8 protein-coding genes are annotated in these 12,761 nt (G+C 70.1%); 1 reads left to right on the forward strand and 7 read right to left on the reverse strand.

What is annotated here, in order from left to right:
• Positions 1 to 565 precede the first annotated feature (565 nt).
• From OG361_RS02520 to OG361_RS02530, 3 genes are all read right to left on the reverse strand, one after another.
• On the reverse strand, positions 566 to 3,586 hold the full coding sequence (locus tag OG361_RS02520; RefSeq protein ID WP_405851615.1) for a TIM-barrel domain-containing protein: 3,021 nt from the start codon (positions 3,584 to 3,586) through the stop codon (positions 566 to 568).
• A gap of 1,380 nt (positions 3,587 to 4,966) precedes the next feature.
• On the reverse strand, positions 4,967 to 5,218 hold the full coding sequence (locus OG361_RS02525; protein WP_405851616.1) for a hypothetical protein: 252 nt from the start codon (positions 5,216 to 5,218) through the stop codon (positions 4,967 to 4,969).
• Between the two features lie 279 nt (positions 5,219 to 5,497).
• Complete coding sequence (locus OG361_RS02530; protein WP_405851617.1) at positions 5,498 to 7,729, reverse strand: RICIN domain-containing protein; 2,232 nt, start codon at positions 7,727 to 7,729, stop codon at positions 5,498 to 5,500.
• A gap of 654 nt (positions 7,730 to 8,383) precedes the next feature.
• On the opposite strand from OG361_RS02530, the gene OG361_RS02535 reads away from it, so the two are divergent.
• On the forward strand, positions 8,384 to 9,373 hold the full coding sequence (locus OG361_RS02535; RefSeq protein ID WP_405862020.1) for a LacI family DNA-binding transcriptional regulator: 990 nt from the start codon (positions 8,384 to 8,386) through the stop codon (positions 9,371 to 9,373).
• Between the two features lie 342 nt (positions 9,374 to 9,715).
• Here OG361_RS02535 and OG361_RS02540 read toward each other — a convergent pair whose 3' ends face one another.
• From OG361_RS02540 to OG361_RS02555, 4 genes are read right to left on the reverse strand one after another with little or no spacing between them, the layout of a single operon-like run.
• On the reverse strand, positions 9,716 to 10,552 hold the full coding sequence (locus tag OG361_RS02540) for a ketose-bisphosphate aldolase (RefSeq protein WP_405851618.1): 837 nt from the start codon (positions 10,550 to 10,552) through the stop codon (positions 9,716 to 9,718).
• Positions 10,533 to 10,802 (reverse strand): PfkB family carbohydrate kinase, encoded by a 270-nt coding sequence (locus OG361_RS02545; RefSeq protein ID WP_405851619.1) that lies wholly within the window; start codon positions 10,800 to 10,802, stop codon positions 10,533 to 10,535. The genes OG361_RS02540 and OG361_RS02545 overlap by 20 nt, the downstream gene beginning before the upstream one ends.
• Positions 10,799 to 11,776, reverse strand: a complete 978-nt coding sequence (locus OG361_RS02550; RefSeq protein ID WP_405851620.1) for an ROK family protein — start codon at positions 11,774 to 11,776, stop codon at positions 10,799 to 10,801. The genes OG361_RS02545 and OG361_RS02550 overlap by 4 nt, the downstream gene beginning before the upstream one ends.
• On the reverse strand, positions 11,769 to 12,731 hold the full coding sequence (locus OG361_RS02555; RefSeq protein ID WP_405851621.1) for an SIS domain-containing protein: 963 nt from the start codon (positions 12,729 to 12,731) through the stop codon (positions 11,769 to 11,771). The genes OG361_RS02550 and OG361_RS02555 overlap by 8 nt, the downstream gene beginning before the upstream one ends.
• Between the last annotated feature and the right edge of the window lie 30 nt (positions 12,732 to 12,761).

The following is a 12,761-nucleotide window of genomic DNA, read 5'->3' on the forward strand; positions in this document are numbered from 1 at the left end:
TCGCCGTACCCGATCTCGGCCTCATCGCACGCCTGAAGGTCGGGGAGCGGCTCGAAGCCGCCCCGACGACGGCCGGCCCGCGCGCGTACCTGGGCCCGGCACTCGAGGCGGGCGCAGCGGAGGTCACCCGGCAAAGGACCGTCGGCCGTGTAGATCGTCGCGTGGTGGCCCCAGGCTTCGGCTGACCGCGGGCAGGGACGCGATATCAACGTCCTGGCCAGGCGTTCTCGCCGTCACTGATTCCCACGAGTGGGACGACATCCCGCACGTCACGGGCCAGTTCGACTCCTCTATGTTCTCCCCGGACTACGCGGATCCCGCCGACAGAACCGTCGGTCCCTAAGCCGACCTGATCCGGGTCGAAGCCGGTAGGTGAGGGGAGCCGTTGACGACGGTCACCGCGCGCTTGCCGTCGGTCGGCGGCTTCACTACCACGTCGATTCCGGCGCTCGCGGGACCGTGCCCATGACGTCGCCGGCCTGCCGCGCGCTCCACGCCCGGATGGACCGGCGGCTCCCGGTCTCGATGGATCAGGAGCCGCCGGAACCTTGGTGACGGCAGTACCTCAGGTGGTGAAGGACCACCTCTGTGGCGTGCTGCTGTCACAGGTCGCCATGGTCAACCGGGTGCCGTTGGCGGTCGCCGATCCCACGGGGGCGAGGCACTTGCCCCCGCTCCGGATGGTGCTCTCGGCACCGAGGGACCACTGCTGTCCCGTGCTGCCGTTGCACGTCTGGACGGTGGCGTTCGCGGCTGCTGCGCTGTCGAGGCAGACACCGTTCAGACCGGTCAACCGGCCGTCGGACTGGAAGGTCCATTTCTGGTTGTCGCCGCCGTGGCAGCTGTACAGCGTGGGCTGGGTACCGGCCGTGGTGCTGCTGTACGGCAGGTCGACACAGCTCTGGGAGGCCGCGTTGACCAGTGTCGTGCCGCTCGGCAGCGGTGCCGCGATCCCGGTGGCGGAGAGCTCTCCGACGCTGCTCCACGGTCCGCGGCCACCGGCCTCGCTGAGGGCTTTCAGCTTCAGGTGGCGGCCGGTCTTCGGGGCCAGCTGCACGGTTGTGCTTCCGGCGATGTCCGCAAGAGAGCCGCTGGCCACGGGGCTGCCCCAGTCTGCGGTGTTCTCGGAGACGTACACCTCGTACCGGCCGATCCGGCCGTTGACTCCCCCGTCCTGCCGGGGCAGGTGGGTAAGGCTGCTCACGGTGTAGCGGCCGCCCAGGTCGATCCGGATCTCGTGCGGCAGGGCGGCCGGGGTGCCGGACGACCAGGCGGTGTGCCAGAGAGTGGCCGGGTTGCCGTCGATGGCGTTACGGGCGGGCTCGCCGGCCTCCTGGCTGTCGGCCGTGGCCGTCCAGTTCGCCTTGGAGATCTGCGGCGGGGCCGGGGCGGCGGAGGCGGTCGGGAGGGTGGTCCCGGTCGCCTTGACGGTGAACGCGCCGGACTTGTTCCCGGCCTTGATCCACAGGATGCCGCCGCGGTCGGCCGCGTCGAAGTACCAGCCGGTGGAGGCCGCGTCGTAGGCGCTCTTGGAACTGTGCTTGGTCAGCGTGGTGGTGCCGACGGTGACGCCGGTGGGCGCCGTGGCGACATGGACGCTGAAGTCGTAGCCGCGGGAGGCGGGCATGCCCGTGTAGCTGCCGTTGGCCGCGCCGACGGAGACGGTGACGTCGCCGGAACCGGAGGCCGGTGCGGTGACGTCGACCTTCTGCTTGGCGAAGGCGCCGTTCTGGAAGTCGCGCGTGATGCCGTCGTCCTCGTACAGGGTGAAGGAGGAGTTGCCGCGAGGGTGGATGTCGTAGGTGAGCGTCGAGACGGCCTTCTCACCGGTGTAGTTCATCTGCGGCCACATCGGGACGATGCCGCCGCCCTTGACGAACAGGGGCAGCCGGTCGAGAGGGGCGTCGTGCCCGTTGATCCAGCCCGGCCCCTGGTGCGTCTTGCCGGTCCAGTAGTCGGTCCAGGTGCCGGCCGGGAGGTAGATGCCGTCGCGGACTGTCGTGTCGGAGACAACCGGGGCGACGAGGAAGGAGTCTCCCGCCATGAACTGCCCGCTGGTCGCGTTACCGCGCGCCACCGGGTCGTTCGGATACTCCAGCACCATGGCCCGGGTGCTCGGCACACCGGTCTCGTGCGCGACACGGCTCATGCTGTACAGATACGGCATCAGACGCATCTTGAGCTTGAGGTACTTGCGGTTGATCGACTGGTACGGCTCCGCGAAGCGCCACGGCTGCTTGTCCTGATAGCCAGCCGTCGGGCCCGTGACACCCCAGCCGGACATCGTCATGAACGCCGGGGTGAACGCCTTCCACTGCAGGTCGCGGACGAAGGTCTTGGGGCTGCCGTCGTAGATGCCGTCGACGTCCCCGGCGGCGTAGTTGTGGCCGGAGAGGCCCGCGCCGGTGATGGCGGGGACGTGCCAGCGCATGTCGTCCCAGGTGCCGTGGGTGTCGCCGGTCCACACCACCGCGTTGCGCTGGGTGCCGGACCAGCCGGCGACCGTCCACACGAAGCGGCGGGCGTCGGAGTTGTTCTCGATGCCGTCGACGGCCTGCTGGACGCCGTCGAACGCGTACTTGTAGCCGTTGCCGATCCAGGCGACGTCGGTCTTGACGGCGCGGCTGCCGGAGACGCCGACCTCGTTCTTGATGTTCGCCAGTCCGCTGGCGGTCCACAGACCCGTCTTGAAGCCCTTGTCCTGCAGGCCCTGGACCGTCTCGGTGAGGTCGGTGTAGCCGCAGCCGTAGCCGTCGTTGGGCAGGAACCAGCCGGAAGGCATATCGGCGGCGCGGGCGTCCGCCGCGTAGCCGAGGATGTCCTTGGTGGTCTGGTGACGCAGCCGGTTGTGGTCGCCCTTGTAGTCGGGGTTGGAGGCGTTCCAGCAGTCGGCGTTGCCGAGCTCGAAGCCCCACTGCGGGGCCAGGAACGGCTTTCCGGTCACGTCGGTGTAGTCGTCGAGGACGCCCTTGAGGTCGGTGTCCACGAAGTACCAGGCGTCGAACCGGTTCTCGTTGTGCGTGAATGCGCCGGCTGTACCGAAGTCGTACGAGCCCGGGGCCCAGGTGTTGCGCATGACGCCGTAGCCGTTGGTGGACATGTAGAACGGCGCGGGGCTCGAGTTGCTGTCCTCGTCCCACCCGTTGCCACTGGTGATCGGGACCGTCTTGCCGCGCAGCGCCCACTCGCCGTGGCGCAGCCCGGTGCCGTAGAACTGCTCGTCGGTGCCCTGCGCCAGGTGCTGGGTGGTCTTGCCGCTCTCCCAGCTGGTGGGGGCGGTCTCCTGCCAGACCAGGGTGCTGTTGTCCGCCCGATAGACGGAGAACTTCAGAGGCGACTTGTCGACCCGGACGGACAGCTCCGGGGTCGTGATGCGGTAGTACGAGCCCGCGTCGGTGAAGCCGGTCGTGACGGCGCCGAAGTCGGTCTTGATCGCGAGGTCGCTGCCGGCCGGATCGTTGGTGAACTGCCCGTCGGGGGCGAGCCAGATCCGGAAGATGTCGGAGCGGGCGAAGGAGATGCGCGCCTTGGCGCCCGTGGACGTCGTCGCCGTGAAGGTGGAACCGGACTGACTGAACCCGGTCACCGCGCCCGCCGTGCCGGCCGCAGCGGTCCCTACGGGACCCGCGGTGGCGAGCCCGATACCGGCCACGAACGTGGCGAGTGCGGTGACTAAGGATCTCTTGCGCCCGGTGTACCTAACCGGGCTCGAGCCGTGTCTCATCGATGCTCCCTGAGACGGTCCGGGCTACGCGGAGACGCAGAACCGGATACCTGATGGGGATGGCGCGCAATGTACGCCACACGAAGCTCGAATGAATAGATTTGATTCAAAAGTCCAAGTTCCATGCACAATTGAACATCAACAGTGCTTGGCTGAGGCCGCGGGGTCCGGCTCGGTCAAGACAGACGTCGCTCCCGACTGGCGGACGGCCCGGGTGGTCCCCGCGAGAGTGAGGGTGGTCCCGTCGGCGACCTGGACCCGGCGACGTAGCCGACCAGCCAGGCCACGGTGCGGTCGACGACACACTCGCCTTCGCCTCCGGCACGACCTGTACGGGGACCCTCGCGCCCATGGGGAGCGGCACCGAGGCCGCCCCCGTCACCATCACGCGGTACGGCACCGGCGCGCTGCCCGAGATCAACGGCAACGGTGCGGCAAGCGCTGCCACCTTGACGAACCAGGACCGCTGGAAGGCCTCCACCTGGGACAGGTCCTCCGACCTGCTGACCGCCGCCACCCAGGCGGCGCTGGCCAGCGGCCACCACCAGGCCGCCGGCGGCCTCGTCGCCGAGGCCGAACACGCCCTTCAAGGCCTGGACGTGCCTGCCGCAGCCGCCGCACTCGACCTCGCCCGTGGACTACTCCTCCAACACGACGGCGACACCGCGGGCGCCGCCGCACGCTTCGACCGAGCCCCACCTCACCCTCAGCGCCATCGGCCGCCCCTACGACGCGGCCCGTGCCCTCGAACACCACGCCCGCGCCCTCGCCCCCACCGACCCCCACACCGCCGCCCGCCAACTCACCGAAGCCGCCGCCACCCACACCGCCCTCGGCGCCACCGCCGACTCCGCCGCTGCCAACAGGCCCTGCGCGAACTCGGCCTGGGCCGCCCCACCCCCCGCGGCGCCTGTGCCAGGGCCTCTCCGTCCCCCCGGGGCTTCCGACTCGAAATCCTCACCGCTCCGTTGCAGTGGTAGACGGTGGCGGTGACGAGGCTCGTTGGATTGGCTCTGACCGGAGTTCCGTCAATCCGCAGGTCAGCGGGGGGGGGAAGGTCCGGTTGGTCTGGTTGCTGGTGCGGTCTGGGGTGCGCCTGAAGTTCACTGGGCGCTGGTGACGAGACCGGCCACGGCGTCGGCGGATTCGGGGGTGAGCCGGTAGAACCCTGGAGGCTGACCGAACGCTCCAGGCGGCCGTCAGCCAGTACTTCAGACTGCGGCTCTGGCCTCGGCGGTTGTGTCACGTGAGTTCCGGTAGCAGCTCACCGGGTATCGGGCGGCCGTCGTGTTCTGCGAGCAGCCGCAGATCTGAGTACCGGTAAGGGTGGAGGAGGTCGTTCGAGAACTTCTGCGCTCTCACCGAGTCGTCGAAGAGGGTGCGGTAGTGCGTCATCGCGCCCCTCATTTGTTCGGTGGTGGCGGACTTGGAAGTGCTCAGCGCGTGGACCTCCAGGGCCGCCCGGTAGTGCTCCAGCGTGCGGCCGTGCCGCACGGAGTCCAGTGTCGCCGTCGTTCCCTCGCTTCCCGCGTCGGTCCCGTAGACGGGCCGGAGGACGTGGACGCCGTCCTTGCGCGATGCTTTCCAACGTTCCCCCTTCTCTCGCGTGGGGATGACTCCGGCGTCCGCGTCGCCTCAGACATCGAAGCCCCCCTTTGTCGCACCGCCTATGCCGCGGCATAGGACTGCCGGAACGACTCCAGCGCCATGGAGCCTGCCGGAGCCCCGTGTGGTACACGATGCTCCGGCAGGTCGGTCATGGCCGTGGTCTGGTCAGTTGATGGTCCACTGCTGGAGGACGCTGCCGGTGTGGGGCTGCTGGGTGAGGAGTGCTCCGTCGGTGGAGGAGGCGGTGGTCAGGAGCAGTCCGCTTGCCACGGAGGCGACGGCGTAGGTGCCGTTGGCCTGTCGGACGACGTTCCAGCGCTGGTTGGCGCCGTCGTTGCAGGTCCACTGGATGATCTGAGCGCCGGCGCTGGTGGAGCCGCTGTGGACGTCGGCGCAGAGGCCGGACTCGCTGTTCTTGATCTCGTAGGTGCCGTCGGGCTGCTGCGCGAAGGTCCAGCTCTGGTTGGCGCCGCCGGTCGGTGTCCAGGTGATGAGCTGGGTACCGGCGGTGGTGCTGTGGTCGGGGTTGTCGAGGGCCTTGCCGCCGGCGGTGAGGGTGTGGGTTCCGTCGAGCGTGGGGACCTGGGCGATCGGGGTGAGCGTCAGGGTCTGCTCGCCGCCCGTGCGGGTGTCGCCGACCGCGTTGCCGGTGGTGTTGGTCCAGCTGCGGGTGGGTGTGGTCTCGGCGAGGCGGCCGGAGTCGGAGGAGAGGCCGATGACGAGGCCGCTGTACCGATTGACGATCTTGTAGGTGCCGGTGGTGGCTCCGGTGGTGGAGGAGGTGCCGCGGATGACGAACCACTGCTGTCCGACGCTGGGTCCGCCGGTCGCACTGGTGACGGTGGGCTTCGTGCCCCAGGCGCGGGTGGCGGTGGTGGTAGCGCCGACGCCGAGGAGCTGGCCGGTGTCGGAGTTGGCGATGCGGTAGGAGCCGTCACCGTTGGAGGCGAAGGTCCACGACTCGAGGCCGGAGCCGGTGGGTGCGGCGAGCGAGGTGGTGGCCGAGCTGCCGGAGACCTGGGCGAGGACGCGGCCGCCGGCGCTTGCGATGCGGTAGGCCTTGGTGGTGTCGACCGGTGCGGCGGGCGCGGACGTGTCGATCGCCAGGTTGACGTACTCGCTGGCGGAGCCGTTGGAGCAGCCGAAGGAGCAGTACGAGCGGAAGTTCTTGCCGACGATCGTGGAGCTGGTCTTGTTGGCGCTGTCGAGGAACCAGCGGTACCAGGAGGCGTTCTTGTAGCTGCCGGTGTCGCCGAGCCGGAACCACTTCTGGGTGGCCAGGTTGTCGGTGGCGTAGATCTCCTGGGAGGCGTTGCCACTCTGGTCGACCGCCTGCGGCTGGCCGATGTACAGGCCGAGGTGGGCGTTGTAGGTGATGTCCATGACGAAGAGCGGGGACGTCGGAGGTGTCAGGCCGGCGGCGACCTGCTGGCTGACCGTGCCGCTGTTGGCGGGGTTGTACTCCTTCGACGTCGGCGTGTACCCCGTGGTGCTGCCGGAGCCGACCGGGACCATGTTGCTCTCACGGCCGCCGACGCCCGGCTGGGACCAGGCGCCGTCGTACCACTTCTGCCAGGAGCCGGGCGCCATCTTCCCCGAGATCGGGGCGCGGGCGACGTGCCCGTAGAACGCGGCCCAGCCACCGCCGTAGCCCTGGTTCACGATCCGGGAGCCGTAGAAGGCGTAGAAGTAGCCCGAGGCGGTGTCGACGAAGAGCCGCTGGTCACCGGTGCCGTAGTGGTAGGTCTGCTTGGGGAAGGCCGCGGTGTCGCCTCGCTTGGTGCTGTAGTGCGAGGTGATGACGTGGTCCTTGATGGTCCACGTGCGGCCCTGGTCCTTGGAGACGGCGTAGTCGATGCCGTCGAAATGGGAGCTGTCGCCGAGGGGCTCCGGGGTGAACTCGTTGTGCACGAGTCCGTACCAGTCACCGGTGTCCGGGTCGACCCAGACGCCGGCCAGGTCGCAGTAGTTGCGGTGCGCGTAAACGAGCGTGGAGGGTGACTGGGTGGACTCCAGGCCGGTCGGGCTGTTGTTGCAGCGCCAGGTGGTGTCGTTGTTGCGGTCGTTGGAGTTGGTCGGGTTCACCGCGTCGCTGATCGCGCTGGACTTGGTGGCGGTGTCGATGTTGGTGCCGGTGAAGAAGTCCCACTTCCGCGTGTCGTTCGCTCCGTAGAGGGCGTGCGCCTGCTGGAAGTAGAACGTGCCGTCCTTGTCGATGTACGTGCCGGCGGGCGTGTCGTTGGGGTGCGTCCACGAGCCCTTGGCGCCGACGGTGACGGTGTAGGAGGCGTCGGTCGTTTCTGCGGATGCCGTGGGCATCGTCAGCGTGCTGCCGCCTGCGATGACCAGCGCGGCTGCGACGAGCGCTCCGGCCAGTCTGGTGCGAGGAGCGGTCATGAGTACTCCTTGATCGGAGAAGCCGAGATGACGGCTCCTCGGGTGGTCCGGCGTCCTTCGGGACGGCGGGTGTGTTTCGGGACGGCTGTGGGGCGTCCCGAGTGCGGCTCCCTTTCGCCCGGGGGGACGGCGTACCGTGCGGGGCCGGTCCGGCCGGGGGAGCGTTTCAGGGAGGGGCACGCGTCGGTGCGGGTGCCTGCGGGGCGAGCGCGTTTCGGTTTGGCCAAGGGCCTGAACGGGGACGGCCGCCTGTGGGGGTGGGGTGCACGGCATGCGGTCCGGCTCGCGGAGTGCTGAGGCGGGCATGGCATGCGGGGGGGGACCCGGTCTCGGCCGGGTGGTGCGGGGAGGGTGAGGCTGTGGGCGTGGCGCGGAGACCAGGACCCGTGCGGTTCAGGTCTCCGCTCTGCGACGCGAGGAGGAGCGCCGTACCTTCGGCCTCCGGGTCTCGGTTGCCGTTGGTGGGTGGACCGTAAGGCTCATTTGACCGGTAAAACAAGAGCCTGTGGCCGAAAACTTCAGCTTTCTCGGAACCGGCGCCTCCGGTGCCACCGCGCGCCCACATCTCGGGACGCAGGTGTTGACCGTTCACCCTTCCCCGCAGTACGTTGCATCCGTTTTTGGATCGGTAAAATCGAGGTAGCCGTGGCGACGATGCAGGATGTGGCGGACCGGGCCGGCGTCACCAAACAGACGGTCTCCAACGTGCTCTCCGGTCGTGTCGCCGTTCGGCCTGCCACCGAGGCCCGGGTCCGCGAGGCCATCTCCGAGCTCGGTTATGTGCCCAATCTGGTCGCCCGATCGCTTGCCACCGGCAGCACGCGCACGGTGGGCCTTTTCGTTCCGACCGTGTCCACCGCCTTCTACGCGGAACTGGTCGAAGAGGCGGAGGACGTCCTCGGCGAGCGCGGTTACCGCCTGCTGCTCTGCACCACGCGCCGGGACGGAGAGCGCGCCAGGAGGCATCTCGCGGGGCTGACCAGCCGGTCCGTCGACGGCCTCCTCATCGCGGGCGACGAGGGGCTGACCGACCACCTGCCGTTGCTGTCGCGTACCCGCTTCCCCGTCGTCCTGTGTGCTTGGGAGACCCAGGCGCCCGCCCGCTTCCCGGTCGTCACCATCGACTACGAGCACGGCGGGTACCTGGCCGGACGTCACCTCCGGGAACTCGGCCACGAGAACGTGGCCGTTCTCGCCAGCCCGGCGCACATGATGCGCGTGAGCGGCTTCCGGCGCGCCTTCGCCGAAGACGGCCTGGACGTCCCGGACTCGGCCGTGCACCTGGCGGCGGAGCCATCGTTCGCAGGCGGGATCGCGGCGGCCCACAAGGCCATGAAGGCTCACCCGGCGGCGACCGCACTGTTCGCCACGCACGACGTGCTCGCCGTCGGAGCACTCGCAGCTGCCCGGGACAAGGGCCGTTCGATCCCGGCCGACCTGTCGGTGGTGGCTCATGACGACACGCCAGAAGGGCTGTTGGCCCGTCCTACCCTCACCAGTGTCGCCCTGCCCAAAAGGGAGATGACGCGCGAAGCCATCGGACTGCTCCTCGGAGCGGTCTCGGGTGCCCAGTCCGCCGAGCCCCACCGGCGTCTCCTGCTCCCGCGGCTCATCGCCCGCGACAGCACCGCTCCGCTCGCCTGACACCCCACTCCCCCGTCTTGCGGGATCACCCACCCCTGAGACCGCGCCATCCGAACCACAGCCCACCGCCCGCCGGCCGCGGCTTGGCGGCTCGTATCCACTCGTTTCGCTGAGCGCCTCCGCCAGAGGCCTGCCCTGCCACCGGCCCGGCCCGGCGGAGACAGGGGCAAGGACGAGACGCATGGGCGGACCCGGGGGCGTGGAATGCGATACATAGCTGGCCACAGGCGACTCCCAGCGAGGGGCGAGGGGGCAGGCGCGCCTGAGCAACGACGGTGTCCGGCCGGCCTCCCGTGGTGGGAGGCCGGGAACGCCGGTTGCAGGGGCCGCTCAGGACAGGTGTCAGGCGAGTGCCAGGACGTTCAGGAGACGTGCGACTTCCGCCGCGACGTCCTCTCGGGCCGGACCGATGTACCTGCGGGAGTCGCTGACCGCCGGCCGGCGGTCCAGTTCCCGCCTCACGGTGGCGGAGAAGATGCCGTTGAGGTGCGTGGAGATGTTGACCTTCGTCATTCCGGCCGTCACGGCCCGGGCGAGGTCCGTGTCCGAGACGCCCGACGAGCCGTGAAGGACAAGCGGTACGCCGGTGCTGCTGCGCAGGCGGGCGATCAGGTCGAAGTCCAGCACGGCGTCGCGCGTGGCCATGGCGTGGGAGCTGCCGACGGCGACCGCGAGGCAGTCCACCGCGGTCGCTGCGGCGAACGCGCGGGCTTCGTCCGGGTCGGTGCGGACCCCGGGTGCGTGGGCGCCGTACTTGCCGCCCACCTCGCCGAGTTCGGCCTCGACGAGTACGTCAGCACTGTGCCCGTACTCGGTGATGGCCCGGGTCACGGCGACGTTGCGCTCATAGGGCATCCGGGAGGCGTCGAACATCACGGACGTGAAACCGAGCCGGACGGCTTCGCGCACGAGGTCCTCGGACTCGGCGTGATCCAGGTGGACGGCCACCGGGACCGTCGCCTCCTCCGCCAAGGCCAGTGCGGCGCGGCCGATCGGGGCGAGAGATCCGTGGTAGCGGACGGTGTTCTCGCTGATCTGGAGGATGACGGGCAGGTTCGCCCGGTGTGCGCCGTCCACGATGGCCTCGGCGTGCTCGAGCTGGACGACGTTGAAGGCTCCGACACCACGGTTGTGGGCGTAGGCGGGAGCGATGATGTCGTCAGTGGGCGTCAGGGGCATGGGATGTCTCCACACTCACGTCGGTACGGAACTGCTCGTAGAGGTCGTGGGGGAAGTCGCCGGCGAGGGGCGCCGCGGCGGCCGCCGACAGGGCGACGGCGTCGCGCAGGATGTCCGGCCAGGGCAGGCCGGCCGCGAGTCCTGCCGCCAGGGCGGCGACGCACGCGTCGCCGGCGCCGGTCGGGTTGCCGCGGAGCCGGGTGGGAGGGACGGCGCGGTAGCGTCCGTCCCGAGTGACGGTCAGGATCACATTGCTCCTCCCCCCCTCCCGGTCGGCAGGTCGGCCGGCACGCCGGTGCCGGCGGCGTCCCAGGCGAGCAGTCCCGCGCCCAGGCAGCCGGCCTGCGTCCCCAGCGCCGCCTGAACCAGTACGGGTCGCCGCTGACAGCTCAGACGGCAGTCGATCGCGTCGCGGAGCGGGGCGAGGAGGAGTTCGCCGGCACGGGACAGTCCCCCGCCGATCACGATCACTTCCGGAGCCAGGAGCGTGGCGCAGACGGCGAACGCCTCCGCCAGGGCGTCGGTCGCACGCTCCCACACGCGGAACGCCACCGGATCCCCGTCCCTCACGAGAGCCGCGACGTGCTCGGCTCCCTCGACCTCCCGCCCCGACAGCGCTGTGTAAGCGGTGGCGATCGCGCGGGCCGAGGCGACCGTCTCCAGGCAGCGGCTGTTGCCGCACGCGCACCGTACGGCCGACGTGGTGACGGACAGGTGGCCGAGCTCTCCGGCATAGCCGCCGGCGCGCAGCGGACGGCCTTCCATCAGGACCGCGGCGGAGATGCCCGTTCCGATGGCCACGAACAGCGCGTCGTCGACGCCCCGGGCCGCGCCGAGACGGCTCTCCGCCGCGGCTCCGGCGCGTACATCGTGCCCGATGGTGACAGGGAGTCCTGTGGAGTGCTCCAGCACCGCGGCCAAGGGCACATCGCGCCAGCCGAGATTGACCGAGTGCACTGCCCGTTGCGCCGGCTCGTCGACGATGCCGGGGATCACCACACCGGCGGCGACGGGCTTCTGGTGGATCGCGGCCGCCTGGGACTGCAGGTCCTGCAGCGCCCGGGCGACCGCGTTCACCACCGCATCGGGTCCCTCGCACCGGGGCGTCGGCACACGCAGGGTCTTCAGCGGCCGAAGGGTGTGGTCCAGGACCGCGCCCTTCATCGACGTGCCGCCGACGTCCAGGGCGATCACACACGCGCGGCTGTCGGTGTGCTCAGCCATGCGCGTCGGCCAGTATCACCGAGCGGGTCAGGGCCCGCGGGCGGTCCGGGTCGAGCCCTCGCGTGCCGGCGAAGTGCACGGCCAGGCGCTGGGCCCGAATGAGGTCGGCCATCGGGTCCAGTGCGCCGGCGCTCCCTCCGGATTCGGCGAGGTAGGCACCGCCGGTGCGGGCGACGTCGTCGGCCAGGCCGTGCGGGGCCGGGCCGAAGACCCAGGTGCCGCGGCCGGGTGCGGTGATGCTGATGGGGCCGTGGCGGTATTCCATCGCCGGATATGCCTCGGTCCAGGCGCCGGCCGCCTCGCGCATCTTCAGGCCGGCCTCCAGCGCGAGGCCGTAGGTCCAGCCGTCGCCCAGGAAGGTGATCTGCTCGGCTGTGCGCATGGCACCGGGCAGGGGGGCGGCGATCGCCAGCTCCGCGTCTTCGGCGGCCTCGGCGATCGTGCGTACGCCCTCGGGGAGGGGGCCCTGGGTTTCCAGGTGGGCCCGGAGGAGAGCGAGGGCCGTGGTCGCGAATCTGGTCTGCACCACCGACTTCTCGTCGGCGTGGTCGAGCACGATGACGCTGTCGGCGACGTCGGCCACGGGAGTGGTGCCGTCGGCGGTGATGGCAGTGACGGAGGCCTGGCCCTGTATTCGGGTCAGGAGGTTCACGACCTCGGTGGTCGTACCGGAGCGGGTCAGCGCCACGATGCGGTCGTAGCGGCGGTTGACGGGGAACAAGGAGGCTGAGAAGGCGTCCGTCTCGCCGTGGCCGGCCTGCTCGCGCAGTTCGGCGTAGGCCAGGGCCATGAACCAGGAGGTTCCGCAGCCCACGACGGCGACGCGTTCACCGCGGCTGGGCAGCGCGGCGCTGTGGCCGGCGGCGGAGGCTGCCGCTTTGCGCCAGCAGTCGGGTTGGGTGGCGATCTCGTGGGCGGTGTGGGAGGGGTGCGCGGAGCTCTGAGTGGTGGACATCGGTGCTGGTTTCCTTTCGGGTGGGGAGCG

Source organism: Streptomyces sp. NBC_00090, from assembly GCF_045160815.1.
Taxonomy (GTDB): Bacteria; Actinomycetota; Actinomycetes; order Streptomycetales; family Streptomycetaceae; genus Streptomyces.